The organism is Marinimicrobium locisalis, from assembly GCF_039822625.1.
In the GTDB taxonomy this organism is placed as follows: Bacteria; Pseudomonadota; Gammaproteobacteria; order Pseudomonadales; family Cellvibrionaceae; genus Marinimicrobium; species Marinimicrobium locisalis.
The window spans coordinates 286,392-303,330 of the sequence record NZ_JBDLLG010000001.1; the positions used below are offsets into that span (position 1 = coordinate 286,392).

Genomic DNA, 16,939 nt, shown 5'->3' on the forward strand with positions numbered 1-16,939 from the left:
ATGATAATGAACGTCGTCTCATCAGGGGCGCGCTTTACTACCGCAGGTGTCGAACAGACCTTGCCAGTGCTCGACATGAGCACGCAAAGCTCGCTCGAATTGACTCTGCAAGGCGGCCAACTCTGCTTCAAATGGTTGGATTTTTCTTCTGAGCTTGGGTGCCTGCCGGTTCAGCAGCACCCCGTACTCCGCTCGTAACGAGTGGCTTCGTCGGTTGACGGCGGCAAGCCACGGCTGAACCTCACCCACAAAGACTTTCACCATGACATTACGGGCGTATTCCAGCTCCTTCTTATGTAAGCCGGGTGTTGGGCAGAGCGTTTTTTCCCGAGTCGCCTGCTTGAGCATTCGGTTGCCTGCAACGATGTAATGGTGTCCCAGCTCAAGGCTCACGAGGAGCCGGCCGCCGAGTTCGGATTGCTCAAGGGTTTTGTAACGCGCCTCAAGGGCTTGTTGCTCTGGCCAGCGATTTTCCGATAGCCGGCGGGGAAGGCTGCTCAAATACCCGAGAGCTGCCTCGGCGGGTGTATAACTGGCTTCCTGGCCGGGAATTAACGGCTCGGTCGAGGGGCTCCAGAAAGCGCGCAGTTCCGGTGCCGCCACGGTGGCATTCCAGTAGCGGGAGGGCCACTGGGCTTGCTTGGCTTGCATCAGGTCTTTCGTGAGGGTCAGCAGCTTGTCGTCCTTGAGCATTTTTTGGCAGTGTCTTAGCCGCTGTAGAATGCGGCCGTCCATATGAAGGTGCTGGGAAGGCACCATGACTCGTCCCAGAACGCTGTTTCTCTCCCCCAACACTTCCGATAGCCCGCACTGTCGAAAGCCCCAGAACTCCAGTAGATTAATCGAGACCGGCTCAATCTGGACCTGAAGCACTCGGGCCGGCGGCATGCGTGGTGGTCTCACCGGCGCTACGTTGGGGCGCTCTACGTCCAGAACCCGGGCCAGACGGGTCAGATAGTCCTCCAGCAACGCTTCGGCCGGCGCTGAGGGCTGGCAGGCGGAAACAAGGGTGAGCAACAGTAGAAGCGCCGTGGTTCGCATGGCATCAGTTTACGTCACAGCGCCCCGCTTGGACGAGTCCGAGGTCACCGTCACGGGCTGGAAGGGCGAGCCATGGGTGCGAAAGCTCGCCGTTCCCGCAGCGCGTTCGGTCAGTTTTCGCTCGAACTAGCGCTCACTCATCCCAGGGTTCGACGGAATAGGTTGACCGCCATCTGGTAGCACTGTAGTGCCAGTTCGGGGTCATAACGGTCGCCCTCATCGCGCATAAAGGCATGCTGTCCGTTGACTTCCATCCAACTGAAGTGACAGCCGGCCTGGCGCAATGCGAGGTTGATGGTGGCGCGGGGTTCGTCCGGCACGTGGGGGTCCTGGCGCCCCCAGATCATCAGCAGTTCGCCCTGGATCTCTCCGGCCCGAGTCAATGTCTGATCTGCCTCTTCAGCGGGCAAGGTATTGGAGTGCAAGTCCGTGGCGTATAGACAACAGGCGGCCTTCACGGCCGGATTGAGCGCCGCCCGAAAGGCCAAGTGCCCGCCCAGACACACGCCCATGCTGCCCACCGAGCCGCTAAAGTCATTCCGCTGCTGCAGGAAGTCGACCATCGCCTGAGTGTCCGTGTCGTGGTCCCGGAGGGGTTTGGCAAATTTGTCGTTGTTGCCTTTCTCTTTGCCGGCATCATCGTAGCCCAGCACCGTGCCGATGGGGTTGAGCTCATGAGCCACCTCGGGCACTAGCACAATAAAGCCATGCCCGGCCATGATCGCCGCCGAACGGGCAATGGGCGCGGTCTGCTGAAAGATCTCGGAGTAGAAAATAATAGCGGGATAGCGGCCCTCGGCCACCGGGCGGTAAACATAGGTCCGCATGGGGCCCGTGGGTGTGTTCAGGTCAACGTAATCGTTCTGGATAATCATAATGGTCCCCTCATGGTGGTCCCCTCAAACTTGTGTCTTTCCAATAAAAAAGCCCATTGGCGAAGGACCAATGGGCTTTCGGGCAATCGACAAGGCCTCGCGGGTTACACCGCCACTTGCTCGATTTGCACGGCGGCGATGCGTTTACCTTCGTCCGCGGACTTTTGGTAGTCCTCAATTTCGTTGAAGTTGAGGTAGCGGTAGATATCGCTGGCCATGCTGTTCAGGTCCTGAGTGTAGCTCAGGTACTCATTCGGCGTGGGCAACTTGCCCGTAATGGCTGCCACCGCCGCCAGCTCCGCGGACGCCAAGTAGACGTTTGCGCCCTGTCCCAGGCGGTTGGGGAAGTTCCGGGTGGAAGTGGAAACCACCGTGGAGTTCGGAGCCACGCGGGCCTGGTTACCCATGCACAGAGAGCAGCCGGGCATTTCGGTGCGGGCGCCTTTGCGACCAAAGATGTTGAAGTAGCCTTCTTCCATCAACTGATGCTCGTCCATTTTGGTGGGCGGCGCGATCCAGAGGCGGGTGGCCAGCTCGTCTTTGGTGGCATCCAGCAGTTTGCCGGCGGCGCGGAAGTGACCGATATTGGTCATGCAGGAGCCGATAAACACTTCGTCGATTTTGGTTTCCTGAACGTCGGACAGCGTCTTCACATCGTCCGGGTCGTTCGGGCAGGCCAGTAGCGGCTCGGTGATCTGGTTCATATCGATTTCGATCACTTCGAAGTACTCGGCGTCGGCATCGGCTTCCATCAGCTCCGGGTTTTCCAGCCACTCTTCCATTTTGCGCGCGCGACGCTCCAGGGTGCGAACATCGCCGTAGCCCTGTTCGATCATCCAGCGCAGCATGGTGATGTTGGAGTTCAGGTACTCGATGATGGGGTCTTTGCCCAACTTGATGGTACAACCGGCGGCGGAGCGTTCGGCGGAAGCGTCGGAAATTTCAAACGCCTGCTCCACCTTCAGGTCGGGCAGACCTTCCACTTCCAGAATGCGGCCGGAGAAAACGTTTTTCTTGCCCTTCTTCTCGACGGTCAGCAGACCGTTCTGGATGGCGTAGTAGGGAATGGCATTCACCAGGTCGCGCAGGGTGATGCCGGGCTGCATTTCGCCCTTAAAGCGCACCAGAACCGATTCCGGCATGTCCAGCGGCATTACCCCGGTAGCGGCGGCAAAGGCCACCAGGCCGGAGCCGGCCGGGAAAGAAATGCCCAGCGGGAAGCGGGTATGGGAGTCACCGCCGGTGCCCACGGTGTCGGGCAGCAGCATGCGGTTCAGCCAGCTGTGGATGATGCCATCGGCCGGGCGCAGCGATACACCGCCACGGGTCATGATGAAGTCGGGTAGGGTGTGTTGGGTGTCGATGTCCACCGGCTTGGGGTAAGCGGCGGTATGACAGAAGGACTGCATGGTCAGGTCCGCGGAGAAGCCCAAGCAGGCCAGGTCCTTCAGTTCGTCCCGGGTCATGGGGCCGGTGGTGTCCTGGGAGCCGACGGTGGTCATGTAGGGCTCACAGTAGGTGCCCGGACGCACGCCGTCCATGCCGCAGGCCTTGCCCACCATTTTTTGGGCGAGCGTGTAGCCCTTGCCGGTGTCTTTGGGCTGTTCGGGCTTGCGGAACAGTTCCGAGGGGGGCAGACCCAGGGACTCGCGCGCTTTACCGGTCAGGCCGCGCCCGACGATCAGCGGAATCCGGCCGCCGGCCTGAACTTCGTCCAGAAGCATGTCGGATTTGAGACTGAACTCGCAGATCAGCTCGCCGGTCTCGCCGTTGAGAATCTTGCCTTCGTAGGGGCGCACTTCAATCACGTCGCCCATGTTCAGGTCGTCCACCGGGGCTTCGAACACCAGAGCGCCGGCATCTTCCATGGTGTTGTAGAAAATCGGGGCGACTTTTCCTCCGATGCAGACGCCGCCGGTGCGCTTGTTGGGCACGCCGGGAATGTCTTCACCAATGTACCAGAGCACGGAGTTGGTGGCGGACTTGCGTGAGGAGCCGGTGCCCATGACATCGCCCACCATGGCCAGGGGATATCCTTTCTTTTTCAGCTCATCGATTTGTTGGATGGGGCCGACAGTGCCGGGTTCATCGGGGGTCAAACCATCGCGCTCGTTCTTGTACATGGCGCGAGCGTGCAGGGGAATGTCCGGGCGGGACCAGGCATCTTGAGCGGGAGACAGGTCGTCAGTGTTGGTCTCACCGGTCGCTTTAAAGACGGTCAATTTGATGCTCTCGGGTACTTTGGGGCGCTGGGTGAACCATTCGGCATCGGCCCAGCACTGCATCACCGCTTGGGCGTAGGCGTTGCCCGCTTTGGCCTTCTCTTCCACATCGTGGAAGGCGTCAAACATCAACAGGGTGTGTTTGAGCTCTTTTGCGGCCAGCGCGGCCAGTTTATCGTCGTCCAGCAGGCCCACTAGTGCTTCGATGTTGTAACCACCATGCATATTGCCCAGCAGTTTGACGGCCAGTTCGGTATCGATCAGCGGGCTCTGGGCCTCGCCCTTCACAATCGCACTCAAGAAGGCGGCTTTCACGTAGGCGGCTTCGTCCACACCGGCCGGGACGCGGTGGCTGATCAATTCAACCAAGGTGTCTTCTTCGCCCGCGGGGGGATTCTTTAGCAGCTCGACCAGGTCGGCGACTTGCTCGGCGCTGAGGGGTTTCGGGGGTACGCCTTCCGCGGCGCGTTCCGCGACGTGATTACGATAGGCTTCAAGCACGATTGAGTTCCTCTAATTTTGTGGGGTTACTCTCGCGACAGGATCTCTGCCTTGAGAGACTATCCATGACCGTCATGGATGCGAATGGAGGGCGCTAATGCCCCCAATAGCCGTGCCCCGGGGAGGCGGTTGACGACACGACCAAGCGGCGGCGGATTATACAGGAGGGGCCTCCTTCTGTTAAGCACGCCCCTCGGTTTGCCCCGTATTTGTGTGACAAATTGGTCGGGCGGAATTGGATCCGGGGGCTCCCAGAACGTATCGAGCGCTTCGCTTGTAGGTGGGCAAAGAGGCGAAATTTTGGCGTTTTATGGCCTGGTTGACATTTAAAGTTTGTGGTTTGTCACGAATCCGACAATTCGCGTGGGGTCATAGCCGCCATTAGGGTAGGGTAGCGGGATGGCTGTGCCGGAGCCGCTACTGGCGGTGTTTTTGAGTGGGCATTCTCATTCCGGCTGCTACCTTTAGCAAGGCTGAACGATATTAGGGAGTTTCGATGCGGCGTTGGTTCTTTGGTGTGACTCTGGCGTTAATCGCGGCGGCCCCTTTGGGCGCTGTGGCGGATGAAGAGGGTAAGGCCTCCTATCTGCAGTTGGAGGTCATAGACCCTTATGTGGATGTTCGAAGTGGCCCCGGGCGGGGCTACCCCATCTTTTATGTCATTGAGCAAGGCGAAAAGGTCGATGTGTTGACCCGTCGACCCGGCTGGTACGAGGTCCGTATGGCCAGTGGCCGAACCGGCTGGTCCAGTGCCTCGCAAATTTCGCGAACCCTCCAAACCACGGGTGAGCCGGCCGACCTGCCGTCAGTGAGCTATGGCGATTATCTGGCGAGTCACTGGCGGGTGGGGTTCAACTCCGGTCAGTTCTCCAGTGGCGAGCTTCAGTCCAGCGATACGTTCAGCTTTCTGGTTGGCTACCGTCCTCTGAGCTGGATGGGTCTGGAAGCCGAAGTGGGCAAGGTGCTGGGCGCCGAGATCAAGGGCGAGCTGTATAGCGTGAACGTGTTGATTGAGCCTTTTTCCGACTGGCGAGTCTCACCGCTGTTAATGGTGGGGCGGGGAAATCTGTCCATCGATTCGCAGCCCAAGCTGGTGCCGCTGGAGATCGGTGACGAGGATTTCAACCAGTACGGGCTGGGCCTGAATTATTACATCGGCCGAAATTTTGTTCTGCGCGGGGAGTACCGCTGGTCCGAGGTCGATACCGATGACAACAGTGAGAGTTTGGAAGTATGGAAAATTGGATTCAGCACTTTCTTTTAAAGGCGGGCGCCACCGCTCTGGCTGGGTTGCTGGTCACTCCGGTGGCCTTGGCGCAGGAGACCGAATCAACCTCGGCGCATCGAATTGACAGTGAGGTTCTCGATCTCGGCGTGACCGCTGGGGTCGTTAATATTGCTGACTTTAATGGCGAGTGGGCCCTTGGGGTCAGTGCCACTTTTCAGGCCACGGAAAATTTTTTCCTCCAGTACAATTTTCTGCAGGCGGATAGTTCTCCTTCGGCGTATGAAAACAATCAGGGGCGTCTGTTCGAAGGCAGCGATCGAACTTTTCGCCACTATGATTTGCTCGTGGGCTACAAGGTATTTCAAGGGGAGCTTTTCGCTTCGGAGGGACGCGCGCGCCTGTCGTCGCTGTATGCCGTGGGAGGCGTCGGGGAAACCCGTTTTGGGGGCGAGGAAAATTTCACGACCACTCTGGGTGTGGGGTACGAAGCAGCGCTTACGCGGGATATTCTGCTGAGGATCGATTACCGCGCCCATCTGTATGATTCCAGTTTGATTGCGGACGAAGAGCGCTCCGTAACCTCTAATCAGATGAGCGCAGGGCTCAGCTACCTTTTTTAGGGTGCCAAGTCTGAAGCGTTGGGCGTCAACCTGCTGCTCTCAGAACAACAGGTTGAACCCGAGCGCCAGTTCGGTGTTGTGGGTGGTTTTGTCGTCACCGAGAAATGATCGGTTGACCACGATATCCCGCACGTCCAAGTTCAGCGTCGCCCAGTCCGTCAGTACGGTCTTGTAGCTGAGGCCGAGTATAAGTCCTGTATTGTCCTCTCCGGCAAAGCTGACTTGGCTGGGGCCGGCGAGGGCGTACAAATAGGAGTTGAACTTCCGGTCCCCGCCGAAAAATGAGCGTCCCTCGGCCAACCGGTAGCCCGCCAGTACGCTCAGGTGCTCAAAAGTCCGGTCCGCCTCCGAGAGAAAGTTGCCCCCGGATACCTCCTCAAAGGTCGCCCGTTCAATATCCGCTTGGGCGTAGTGCCCCTGAACCATAAAACGTGAACTGATGTGGTAGTTGAGGGTGATTCCGCCGGAAAGCTCTGTGCTGAAGTCTTCTACGGAGAGTGCCCCGAAGTAGGCGCCAAGCTCGAAATGTTCGCTGTCAATGGCCGCCCGGCGGGCGCGCTCGGTGCGCTCGGGAGGCTTGACCACCTCCACCCGGGCGCTTTGCTCTTGGGCGAGGCTGTGTGTTGACAGGACGCTTAGGCCCAGTGCCACCAGGCAGGTGGGGAGTGAGACGGTATAGCGCATAGTATCCATTATCTCGCTTAAAGGAAGTTTGCCAGTAGTTTACGGCTAAAAAACAAAAGGAGACGTTAGACAGGTCTCACTTTTGGAAATTGACGACATGGTTTGGGGTCCCTTTGTTGGAGTTCGTTGCATGTGGCCTCTACGGGGCCGTTGTCCGGGCAAAAAATGGCCTCTCGCGTCCCTTCTGGAAAGGGGAATGTGATGCGTCGCTAAAAAGCACTGATATTTTGAGACCTGGCTCATAAAATCAACATTCAATGTGTGACTCTTTCAGCGACTTCCGTTATTTTTGCTAGTCCGAAACGTCACGGGAAAGTCTTTCCAAGGGTCATTGTAAAAAAAGACCCGGCGGAAAAAGACCCTGGTAGTAAAAAATCCTGATGCGGGCGTTTTGTTGGTTTGTACAAACTTGGGGCACAAGTCATGGAGAAGTGGGGATTCATCAGGACGTCATTGGCGTCTTGTGCGTTGGTTCTGGCCTTGAGTATCACGCAGAATCATGCCGCAGCAGAGGCTACTGAATCTCAGCACTGGGCCGAGGGCGTCGACGGTGATCAGGTCAGCACCGATCAGGGGGCCCCTGAGGCTGACGACGCCGAGGCAGAGCTCAAGCGCATTTCCACGTATGTGCGCTCGCTCAAGTCGGATGTGGTGGACTTGAACCACGACCTGAAGCAAATGGAAGAGCGCATTCTCTATCCCTCCAGCACCAAATACTCTGTTTTCGTGTCGTTCAGCTCAGGCCAGTTCTTTCAACTGGAGTCGGTGAAACTGAAGCTGAATGGCAAGCTGGTCGCCACCCATATCTATTCCGAAAAGCAGCAAAATGCCATGTTGCGCGGCGGTATCCACCGCCTGTATATGACGAATCTGGCCGATGGTGATCACAGTGCGACGGCGTTCTTTACCGGCATAGGTCCCGGCGGGCGATCCTACAAGCGCGCCACCAATATCGAGTTCGAAAAGGATGCCAATAGCAGCTATCTGGAACTCGCCATCGGAGACGATGCCGTCAAGCAAGAGCCGGTATTTGCAATCAAACAGTGGTAAGCCTATGAGGTACAGGGCACTAAAGGTCGTGTTGGCGTCCCGCTTCTGGTTGGCGGCCGCACTGCTTCCGTTATCCGCCACCCCCGCAGCGGTTTGGGCGTTCTCATCCAATGTGAATAGCGCCCAAGAGCTGGAGTACGGCGCCGTACTGTTTGAGTATTTCCAGCACGATTACTTCCACGCGCTGGTGGAGCAAAAGTATGCCGAGTCCCTGAAGAACCGCTCGGCGCTGGCAAACACCGGGCAGTTAGTCAAGGGCGGCATGCTGGTCTCCTACGGCTTGCCAAACAAGGCGGAACCCGTATTCGATGAGCTGCTCTCAAGCAACGTCTCTCACGAGGTGGGCAATCGCGCTTGGTTTTATCTGGCCAAGCTCCACTACAACAAAGGGGACTTTGCCAGCGCCAGAGACGCTGTTGACAGGGTTGAAGGGCCCATCCCCGTGGATATTCTGGTGGACTACCACTATTTGGCGACATTGGTGACCGGCCACCCGGAGCGGCTGGCGCAGAAAGTTAGCATGATAGAGGCGACCGCCAAGAACTCTCCCGCTTTCCCCTATTTCCTGTTCAACCTTGCCGTATCACAGGTCGGGCGTGGTGACGTCGCTGCGGCGGTTAAGAACCTGGAGCGGGTGACCGAAAGCGGTGCGGGCGGCGAAGGAGCCACGGCAGCTTTGGTGGACCGGGCCCGGCATGGTCTGGCTGAGCTGGCGATGAAGGCCGATCGCCTGTCGGCCGCCTGGGGCTATTTAAGCGAGATCCGAACTTCTGGTCTTTACTCCAATCGCGCGCTGCTGAGCTACGCCTGGGCGGCCATCAACCGAGAGCAGTTCACCGAGGCGATTCCCGCTCTGGAGCTTTTGGCCGGGCGGTCCATCGCTATTCCGGAAGTGCAGGAAGCGAAGGTGTTGCTGGCCCATGTCTACGAGGAACAGGGGCTGTACAAGCGAGCCCTGAAGCGCAATATCGAGGCGGAAAAAGAGTTTGGAGAAGGGGTTTCACTGATTGACCAAGCCCGTCGGGTGATCGACGGGCAAGATGTCCCGAGGGAGTTTATCAACAACCTCGAGGCCATCATGGACGATACCGATTGGTATGCTCGCCACCCCTCCGTGGACTATGAAAGCTTAACCCCCTTTCTGATTGACTTGATGGCCAGTAACGCGTTTAACGAAACCCTGACCGAGCTGGCAGACCTGTACGTCATTGAGGAAAACTTGCATTACTGGGCGGACCAGGCGGAGCAGCATCAGGCTATTTTGCAATCGGCCGAAGAAAAGCGCTTTGACCAGAATATGCGGGAGATGCTGGGCCGCACGGACGCCATTCGCCAGGAACTGGGAGAGCGTTGGGAAGAGTTGGAGCTGTATACGCTTGTGGTTGAGGAAGAGGAGCGGGAGCGTTTAACCGCGCTAATGGACACCACCCGCGCTGACCTTAGTGTGTTGGAGCAAAGGCTGGGTAGGCTCCAAGCACTGGAGGATCCCTATGAGCAGCCGGATCACTATCAGCCCATGGTGCGTGAGCATCACCAGCGCATAGAGGCCCTGTTGGCTCGCACAGAGAATCAAATTTTGGCGCTGGAGCGGGTTATGCGCAAGTTAATTAAGCTGGAGCTGGATAAACATGAGGAGCGGATGAATTACTACGCCGCTCAGTCCAGGCTGGCCAAGGCCCGTCTTTATGACATGGCGCTGTTGTCGCTCGAACAATCCGTGCCGGCGGCCGGCGCAACGAACTCCCCGGAGGCACAATGAAGTCCCCAATGGCAACCATTACAGCGGCCGCCAGCGTGTTGGTTTTGCTGACCGCCTGCGGTGCCAATCAGCCCAAAACGATTGGCTCTTTGGCGTACACCCCACCCAAGGAGGAAGCCGAAGCGCCCGAACCGGTTTCTCACGAAGCGGTGCGGGAAGAGTACAGCGAACTGGCCGAGTTGTTTGAAGATGAACAGCTGAAAGAGCAAATCGAACGCCGGGTGGCCGACGTTTACATGATGGAGGGGGTTCAGGAGCAGCGCCAGGCCGCCAAGCCCAGCAGTCATTATGTGGAGGCGATTAAAGCCTACCGCAATATTCTGGAAAAGTACCCCAACTCGCCTGACAATGCGGAAGTGCTGTACCAATTGGCCAAAGCCTATGATCTCGAAGGCGATCAGGGAGAGGCCATGAAGATGCTCTCCGAGTTGACTCGCCGCCATCCGTATTACGCCAATATTGCGGAAGCTCATTTCCGTATGGGCGATATTCATTTCAACAACGAGGATTATGCTCAGGCCGAGGCATCCTATCGGGCGGTACTGTCGCAGGAAGAACCGCGCTTGGCCACGAACGCCCGTTACATGTTGGGGTGGTCCCATTACAAGCAGCGACAGTTCAGTGACAGTTTGACTGAATTTTCCCGAGTGCTTGATGATTTGATGGCGGGCCGAGACGATGTCGAGTCCTTGGCCGATGGCGAACGTCCGGTTGCCAAGGATACGGTTCACTCCATCAGTCTGGCGCTGGACAAGGTGGGGGGCGCTGAAGCCATTCCCTCTTTGCCCCACGTGGTTAACCAGCCATACACTTGGCTGCTTTATGATCACTTGGGCGAGTACTATCGCGAGAAAGAGCTGTACGAAAGAGCGGCCGGTACCTTCCGTCATTTCATAGCCAACCATCCGGATTCCACACGGGCCCCGGCGCTTCACGGAAAAATCATCCAAACCTATATTGACGGTGGTTTCCCCTCTCTGGCGCTGGAGGAGAAAGCGGTTTACGTGCGTGCCTACGGCATCCGTTCGGATTATGCCGGCAATACCGATGGCCTTTACCCGGAGGTCAGAGAGCCCATTCGCAGCTATCTGGATGAACTGGCACGGTATCACTACAGCCAGGGCCAGGCTCTACAAGAGGGCGACCCTGAGGAACGGCCGGACTTGGCCAGCACCACTGACCCCCAGTCTGAAGCCCAGGAAACGGAAGGGCCCAAGGCACTTGATGCGGAAGCCGAGCAAGCTTACGTCAGAGCGGCTGATTACTATGCCCAGTACGCGGAAACCTTCCCGAAGGATGAGCGCATTGACGAAGTCATTTACCTTAAGTCCGAGTCGCTTTTCCTGGCCCAGCGGTACATTGATGCCGTCCCCGGCTATGAGCAAGTCGCCTATGACCCCCAGGGCGATAGTGCTACGGAGCACGCAAGCGATGCCGGCTACGCCGCCATCATTGCCTACCAAGAGCACATTGCGGGTTTGCCGGAAGGTAGTGCGGACATTGAGCCAACGCAGGCCCGGGCGGTGGACAGCATGCTGCGTTTTTCTGGTCAGTTCCATGCGGACGACCGGGCGGTTTCCGTGCTAACCAACGCGGCGGAGTATCTGTTCAGCTTGCGCGAGTACGAGCGGGCGCTGACAGTGTCCAGTCAATTGGTGGAAGACAACCCCCAACTGGACCCCTCCCTCAAGGAAACCGCCTTCGGCATCATGGCCCATTCGCAGTTTCAACTGAAGGCATACGCCGAGGCGGCGGAAAGCTACCGCCAACAGCGCGAACTGATGTCGCCCGGGTCGGATGAGTATGATTCGGTCACGGAACGCTTGGCCACGGCCTTGTACCGCCACTCGGAAACCCTGGATGGGCAGGGCGACCCGGAAGCGACAGTCGCCCAATTGTTGAAAATCAAGGCCCTGACGCCCGGGGCGAAGCTACGGGTTCCTTCCCAATATGAGGCGGTAACCCTGCTCATCAGTATGGAAAAGTGGCAGCGAGCAATTGACGAGCTACGGGAGCTGATTGAAATTGCGCCAGAGCATGAGCTGGCGGTGGAGTTTCCCCGTCGCCTGGCGTTTGCCTATGAACAGCAGGAGAGCTGGGCCCTGGCCGCCGAGCGTTACGAAGCGCTGGCCGACAAGGATCCGGATGAGGAGATACGGCGCGAAGCGTTGTTCCTAGCCGCCACCATGTATGAAAACGACGAAAATTACGAGCAGGCGTTGCGGCTTTTCCGCGATTACGCCAATACCTATGAAGCGCCCACCGACGTTCTGATGGAGGCCCGGTACAAGCTGGCGCTGAACTACGAGCGCGTGGGCGATACTCGCCGTCAGCTCTTCTGGCTCGACCAGCTGGTGGACGGTGGCGCCGAGTTTGGTGATTCAGAACGCAACCGTTGGCTCACCGCCTGGGCCAGCATTCAGTACGGGGACCATCACGCCAAGGCCTTTAATGACTACCGTCTCAGCCTTCCACTGGTGGAGAGCCTTCCCGAGAAGAACGGTTTGTTGCAGGAAGCGGCCAGCCGTTACCAGCACGCCGCCGACCAGGGCATTCTGGAGTTCACCAGTATGTCCAGCTTTAAAACGGCGGAGCTGTATCGTGAGTTGGCGCGTTCGCTACTGAACTCCCCGGTGCCGAGTTCGCTGTCAAACGAGCAGCGTGGCGTTTACCAGGAGCTGATAGCCGAGCAGGCGATACCTTTTGATGAACTGGCTATGGAACTTCATCAGGCGAATATTGACCGCGCCTGGGAAGGGCATTTCAACCGTTGGATAGACCAGAGTTTTACCGCGATGCGGACGTTGAAACCTTCGCGGTTTGATAAATCTGAACTAATTGTGAGCTATGGCGATGCGATACGTTAAATCTCTCCGTGCAACTCTCGCCCTCTCGCTGAGCGCAGCTCTTTTCGGGTGTTCAACCGGGGGCAGCGAGTTGCAATGGATGACGGAAGAAGAGGCCGCCTTGAACCTCGTGTCCACCGCTCTCTATCTGCCGGTGCAGGAGCAGGGCGATGAGGGCCAGTGGTTACCCTACGAACCACGGGAGAACCCTTATGCCGCTCAGCGAGGCCGGGTGGATAAGGAGTCGGTTACCCGTTTTATTGAGGCTCGGCGTGCGTTCAAGGCCCAGAAGTGGGAGCGGGCTGAAGCCCTGCTCGAACAACTGACCGAAGCCGACGATGACCTCTCCGGCCCCTGGGTCATGTTGGGTGATATCGCCTCGCAACGAGGTGAGCATAAGCAGGCGCTCGAACTTTACACCAAAGCCATTGCAATCAATGGCGATAACGTCAATGCCTACCTTCGGCTGGCCCTGGCTCAACGTAAGCTTGGACGCTATCTGCACGCCCAGAACACTTATGCTGCGGCACTGGAATTGTGGCCGGACTTTCCGGAAGCCCATTTGAACCTCGCGGTGCTCTACGATATTTACCTGAACCATCCGTTGCGGGCGCAGAAACACATGGAGGCCTACCAGTTTTTGACGGAGGGGGAGAATACTCAGGTAGCGGCGTGGCTTGAAGAGCTCCGTTCGCGCACCGGCATCGCGCCCGCCTTTGAAATGGACGCCGAGGGTCCAGAAACGGTTTCCTACCGCGCCGATGACGCTGAAACAATCAATAACCACGGCAATAGGGAGGGGGAATAATGAAGTCAATCTTCGCCTTGGTACTACTGGCAGCTGCACTTCCAAGCCAGGCGGTGGCGGAAGAAGTGCCGGCCGAAGAAAGCGCCGATACGCCCCCGGAAAACCCGGCCATTCGCCTGCAGTCTACGTTTATTGGCGACAAGGAACAGCCAGCTGTTAGCTACTTTGTTCCCTGGCAGGGCACCAGTACGCCCGACAAGCTGCAGTGGAGCATGGAGAACAAGCACGATGCCACGCTTGAAGCGGTGGACCGCGACGTACTGAATCGAACGGTAACGATTTATCAAGAAATGCAATTGGAAGGCGAGTAGTAAATACCTTAAAGGCTGTGGTTGCGACCAACGCGTAACCGCATGACTATTAACAGTTTGTAAGTGTGTATGACGATTACTAATAGGTGTAGCCATGACTGAGATATACAACAACGTGACACAGTTTTTTCAGGATGGTGGTCTGTTCCTCTACCCCATCTCTATAGTGTTGGTGATTGGGCTCGCCATCGCGCTTGAGCGGTGGGTTTTCCTGAATCGCGAGAAGTGGCGTAATCGACGCGCCTTCAACGATTTTCTGCCATTGTTGCGCACCACGGACATGGACAAAATGCAGATGTACTCCCGGGAAAGCCAAGCGCCGGTTACCCGAATTATCGCCTGTGGCCTGGACATGATGAAGGTGTCCAAGCAACGCGCGGACGTGGAGAACTCCATGAACGAAGGCATGCTGGAAACCATGCCCCGGCTTGAGCAGCGCACCGGTTATCTGGCGGTGCTGGCCAATGTTGCGACCCTGCTGGGGCTGCTCGGTACAATCATCGGTCTGATCGGTGCATTCAGTGCCGTGGCCAATGTTGATCCGGCTGAAAAATCCGCCATGCTGTCGAACTCAATCTCAGTAGCAATGAACACCACCGCTTTTGGGTTGATTGCCGCCATTCCGCTTTTGATATTGCACGCAGTGTTGCAGAATAAAACCGCGTCCATTATTTCAAGTATCCAAATGTCTGCGGTCAAGTTCCTGAATATTATGACACTGCACCGGTTCATCGAAGCAGGAACCCCTCGTCCGGAGAAGAGTTCGCACGAAAAGAACCTGAATGAGAAAGACAAAGAAGCGGCTGCCGTCGAAGGGTAAAGACCATGAACTTCAACTTCACGCCCAGAAGAACCGATGACGCCGAGCTGGATGTGACCTCCTTCATGAACCTTATGGTCGTTCTGGTGCCGGTTTTGCTCATCACACTGACCTTTGCCCAGGTGACGGTTTTGGATATTCACTTACCGGAACTGACGGGTGGGAGCGGCCAGAGTGATGAGTCTCAGTCTCAGCTGATGGTGAAGATCGAGAACGAAGGCTACAAGGTCTATTACCCGGATGATGTTTTGATCCAGGAAGTGGAGCGAACCGAGACAGAAGAGGGTGAGGAATACGATTACGCTCAGTTGACCCGCGTTATGCGGGAAGTCAAAAAGCAGCTTAGCGATAATGCCTCCATCTTACTTCTGTCTGCCCCGGAGGTGGATTACCAGAGCCTGGTGTCTACCATGGACGCGGTGCGTTCTTATGAAGCCGTGGTAGCCGCCAGCGTCGTTGAAATTGAGCTCTTTCCGGAAATTTCACTGGGCGACATCAAATAACGCAGAGCGAATCACTGACATGATTGGATCAACCGTTCTCTACCAACAAAAGAAGCGACCGGCCGTGGCTCGGCTGAGCCTTGTCTCGTTGATGGATATTTTTACGATTTTGGTGTTTTTCCTGTTGTTGAACTCCGGTGATAGCCAGGAAATAGAAAACGCCAAGTTTGTCACACTGCCCGACTCGGTGAGTGGTGTGCAGCCACATACCGAGCTCAAGCTCACGGTCAGTGATACCGAAATTCTTCTGGGTGAGACGGTGGTGGCGTCGGTTGATGAGGTTCTGGACTCTTCGGAGCGACTCATTGAACCGCTGGCCGAAGCGCTTGAGGCGAATACCGAGAAACTCGGGGAGATCTCCGAGTACGAGCAGGAAATGGGGCTTGCCGTCACCATCATGGGGGACGAAAGTGTGTCTTTCTCCCTGTTGCGCCAAGTGATGTCAACTTGTCAGCACAGCAACTACCGCAATATTTCACTGGCGGTAAACCAGGTACACGGCGGCGCGCCCGCCGAGACTTTGCCTGAAGAGGCCGTACCTGAGGCTGAGGTTGTTAATTCCGTCACCCAGGCCGGGCAGGGGGGTTAACGTTATGTCGAACGTCAATGCCATGGAGCCGATGGCCCTTGATCTACATCTGCCTTGGGAGCGGGATGAGCAGCGGGAAACGGCTTTTAAGCGTACGTTGCAGCGCTTGGCGATTCCCTTGTTGCTGTTATTCGTGGTGGTGCCCTGGCTACCCACCTTCGATACCGGGCTCGAAGTGAAGGAGGATGCGGTTAAGCGCACCCAGGTACTGCTGGACCCAATCGAGCCGCCCGAGCCCGAACCTGTGGCGCCCGAACCTCCTCCGCCACCCAAGCCTGAACCCAAGCCGGTGGAGCCCACGGTCGCACCGACTCCTAAGCCGGAACCCGCCGCAGCTCCAGCGCCTCAACCCGAGCCGGACGCCCGAGAATCGGTGACCCAGTCGCAGGGGATGGATGAGTTGTCCAACCAGTTGAGTGCCGTGCGCAACGCGGCGAATGTTGCGAGTATGCAGCGTAAAAACCTTTCCGATAATCAAGGGGGGGATGTGGCTCGCACCGAGCGTGCCCGCCTGGGCCGTGAAATGACGGAGCGCAGTAACGGTACGGTGGTGGATGAGTCGGTCATGCAGAGTGATATTACCGCGCTATCTGCCCACCAAGCGGCGGAGGTTGAAGGCGTCGATATGAACAGTCTGCCGGCGAGCCATCCACGGTCCCATGAGTCCGGCCAGGCGGGGCAGAGGGATATGGAAAGCATCCGGCGCAAGCTGGAACAGGCAAAGGGCAATGTTTACGCTCTTTACCAGCGAGCGCTGCAGGAGGATCCCAATCTCACTGGTGAATTTACCTTCAAGTTGGTGATCGAGCCGAATGGGTCCATTTCTCAATTGACCTTATTGGTCAGTGAACTGGGTATGAGCGATCTTGAGCAGCAGATTCTGGCACGGATTGAACAGGTGGACTTTGGTGCAATGCCGGTTCCGCCCACCGTGGTGGAGTACCGTTTCGTCTTTTTGCCGAGCTGACGAGGATTAATGAGCCAGCCCTGTTGGGGCTGGCACCTTTTGTCCAAACGGAGTGGACGTTCGTCGGAAACCGTCGAAGAACTTTTCAAAGATGTGATCCCTGACATTTTTCCGC

General features: G+C 57.3%; 15 protein-coding genes. 11 read left to right on the forward strand and 4 right to left on the reverse strand.

Annotation, left to right across the window (positions count from 1 at the left end; translation table 11 throughout):
- Positions 1–21: 21 nt before the first annotated feature.
- The 3 genes from AAE514_RS01305 to acnB all read right to left on the reverse strand — a co-directional run bounded on the left by AAE514_RS01305 (position 22) and on the right by acnB (position 4,639).
- Complete coding sequence (locus AAE514_RS01305) at positions 22–1,041, reverse strand: DUF3080 family protein (protein ID WP_347329674.1); 1,020 nt, start codon at positions 1,039–1,041, stop codon at positions 22–24.
- Positions 1,042–1,178: 137 nt separating this feature from the next.
- The gene (locus AAE514_RS01310; RefSeq protein WP_347329675.1) at positions 1,179–1,916 is read right to left on the reverse strand and encodes a dienelactone hydrolase family protein; all 738 of its coding nucleotides are present in this window, start codon (positions 1,914–1,916) and stop codon (positions 1,179–1,181) included.
- Between the two features lie 104 nt (positions 1,917–2,020).
- Positions 2,021–4,639: a bifunctional aconitate hydratase 2/2-methylisocitrate dehydratase gene (gene acnB, locus AAE514_RS01315; RefSeq protein ID WP_347329676.1), complete on the reverse strand. Its 2,619-nt coding sequence runs from the start codon at positions 4,637–4,639 to the stop codon at positions 2,021–2,023.
- Between the two features lie 496 nt (positions 4,640–5,135).
- On the opposite strand from acnB, the gene AAE514_RS01320 reads away from it, so the two are divergent.
- On the forward strand, positions 5,136–5,903 hold the full coding sequence (locus AAE514_RS01320; RefSeq protein ID WP_347329677.1) for an SH3 domain-containing protein: 768 nt from the start codon (positions 5,136–5,138) through the stop codon (positions 5,901–5,903).
- A complete protein-coding gene (locus AAE514_RS01325) occupies positions 5,873–6,487 on the forward strand; it encodes an outer membrane beta-barrel domain-containing protein (protein WP_347329678.1) in 615 nt (204 codons plus the stop codon). The genes AAE514_RS01320 and AAE514_RS01325 overlap by 31 nt, the downstream gene beginning before the upstream one ends.
- Positions 6,488–6,526: 39 nt before the next feature.
- Here the strand turns inward: AAE514_RS01325 and AAE514_RS01330 are convergent, their stop codons facing one another.
- Positions 6,527–7,180, reverse strand: coding sequence for an outer membrane beta-barrel domain-containing protein (locus tag AAE514_RS01330; protein WP_347329679.1), 654 nt, complete (start codon positions 7,178–7,180; stop codon positions 6,527–6,529).
- 471 nt (positions 7,181–7,651) lie between these two features.
- On the opposite strand from AAE514_RS01330, the gene AAE514_RS01335 reads away from it, so the two are divergent.
- The 9 genes from AAE514_RS01335 (at position 7,652) to AAE514_RS01375 (ending at position 16,824) form a co-directional block, all read left to right on the forward strand.
- Entirely contained in the window at positions 7,652–8,221 is a 570-nt protein-coding gene (locus tag AAE514_RS01335; RefSeq protein WP_347329680.1) for an AraC family transcriptional regulator, read from the forward strand.
- 4 nt (positions 8,222–8,225) lie between these two features.
- Positions 8,226–9,980 carry a tetratricopeptide repeat protein gene (locus AAE514_RS01340; protein ID WP_347329681.1) on the forward strand — a complete coding sequence of 585 codons (1,755 nt, stop codon included), beginning with the start codon at positions 8,226–8,228 and terminating at the stop codon, positions 9,978–9,980.
- 8 nt (positions 9,981–9,988) lie between these two features.
- Positions 9,989–12,847 carry a tetratricopeptide repeat protein gene (locus AAE514_RS01345; protein ID WP_347329682.1) on the forward strand — a complete coding sequence of 953 codons (2,859 nt, stop codon included), beginning with the start codon at positions 9,989–9,991 and terminating at the stop codon, positions 12,845–12,847.
- Between the two features lie 79 nt (positions 12,848–12,926).
- Positions 12,927–13,634, forward strand: a complete 708-nt coding sequence (locus tag AAE514_RS01350; RefSeq protein ID WP_347329684.1) for a tetratricopeptide repeat protein — start codon at positions 12,927–12,929, stop codon at positions 13,632–13,634.
- Positions 13,634–13,945 (forward strand): hypothetical protein, encoded by a 312-nt coding sequence (locus AAE514_RS01355; protein ID WP_347329685.1) that lies wholly within the window; start codon positions 13,634–13,636, stop codon positions 13,943–13,945. Before AAE514_RS01350 ends, AAE514_RS01355 begins: the two co-directional genes overlap by 1 nt.
- 94 nt (positions 13,946–14,039) lie before the next feature.
- Positions 14,040–14,765, forward strand: coding sequence for a MotA/TolQ/ExbB proton channel family protein (locus tag AAE514_RS01360; RefSeq protein ID WP_347329687.1), 726 nt, complete (start codon positions 14,040–14,042; stop codon positions 14,763–14,765).
- A 5-nt stretch (positions 14,766–14,770) separates the two neighbouring features.
- Positions 14,771–15,268: an ExbD/TolR family protein gene (locus AAE514_RS01365; protein ID WP_347329688.1), complete on the forward strand. Its 498-nt coding sequence runs from the start codon at positions 14,771–14,773 to the stop codon at positions 15,266–15,268.
- A 19-nt stretch (positions 15,269–15,287) separates the two neighbouring features.
- Entirely contained in the window at positions 15,288–15,857 is a 570-nt protein-coding gene (locus AAE514_RS01370) for an ExbD/TolR family protein (protein WP_347329689.1), read from the forward strand.
- A 4-nt stretch (positions 15,858–15,861) separates the two neighbouring features.
- Complete coding sequence (locus AAE514_RS01375) at positions 15,862–16,824, forward strand: AgmX/PglI C-terminal domain-containing protein (protein WP_347329690.1); 963 nt, start codon at positions 15,862–15,864, stop codon at positions 16,822–16,824.
- The last annotated feature ends 115 nt before the right edge of the window (positions 16,825–16,939 follow it).

What these genes read in the sequence shown, in the direction of transcription:
- AAE514_RS01350 (WP_347329684.1), top strand. Translation starts at nt 12,927, where the DNA reads ATGACGGAAGAAGAGGCCGCCTTGAACCTCGTGTCCACCGCTCTCTAT.
- AAE514_RS01345 (WP_347329682.1), top strand. Translation starts at nt 9,989, where the DNA reads ATGGCAACCATTACAGCGGCCGCCAGCGTGTTGGTTTTGCTGACCGCC.
- AAE514_RS01320 (WP_347329677.1), top strand. Translation starts at nt 5,136, where the DNA reads ATGCGGCGTTGGTTCTTTGGTGTGACTCTGGCGTTAATCGCGGCGGCC.
- AAE514_RS01360 (WP_347329687.1), top strand. Translation starts at nt 14,040, where the DNA reads ATGACTGAGATATACAACAACGTGACACAGTTTTTTCAGGATGGTGGT.
- AAE514_RS01370 (WP_347329689.1), top strand. Translation starts at nt 15,288, where the DNA reads ATGATTGGATCAACCGTTCTCTACCAACAAAAGAAGCGACCGGCCGTG.
- AAE514_RS01375 (WP_347329690.1), top strand. Translation starts at nt 15,862, where the DNA reads ATGTCGAACGTCAATGCCATGGAGCCGATGGCCCTTGATCTACATCTG.
- AAE514_RS01305 (WP_347329674.1), bottom strand. Translation starts at nt 1,041, where the DNA reads ATGCGAACCACGGCGCTTCTACTGTTGCTCACCCTTGTTTCCGCCTGC.
- AAE514_RS01365 (WP_347329688.1), top strand. Translation starts at nt 14,771, where the DNA reads ATGAACTTCAACTTCACGCCCAGAAGAACCGATGACGCCGAGCTGGAT.
- AAE514_RS01330 (WP_347329679.1), bottom strand. Translation starts at nt 7,180, where the DNA reads ATGGATACTATGCGCTATACCGTCTCACTCCCCACCTGCCTGGTGGCA.
- AAE514_RS01310 (WP_347329675.1), bottom strand. Translation starts at nt 1,916, where the DNA reads ATGATTATCCAGAACGATTACGTTGACCTGAACACACCCACGGGCCCC.
- AAE514_RS01325 (WP_347329678.1), top strand. Translation starts at nt 5,873, where the DNA reads ATGGAAAATTGGATTCAGCACTTTCTTTTAAAGGCGGGCGCCACCGCT.
- AAE514_RS01355 (WP_347329685.1), top strand. Translation starts at nt 13,634, where the DNA reads ATGAAGTCAATCTTCGCCTTGGTACTACTGGCAGCTGCACTTCCAAGC.
- AAE514_RS01340 (WP_347329681.1), top strand. Translation starts at nt 8,226, where the DNA reads ATGAGGTACAGGGCACTAAAGGTCGTGTTGGCGTCCCGCTTCTGGTTG.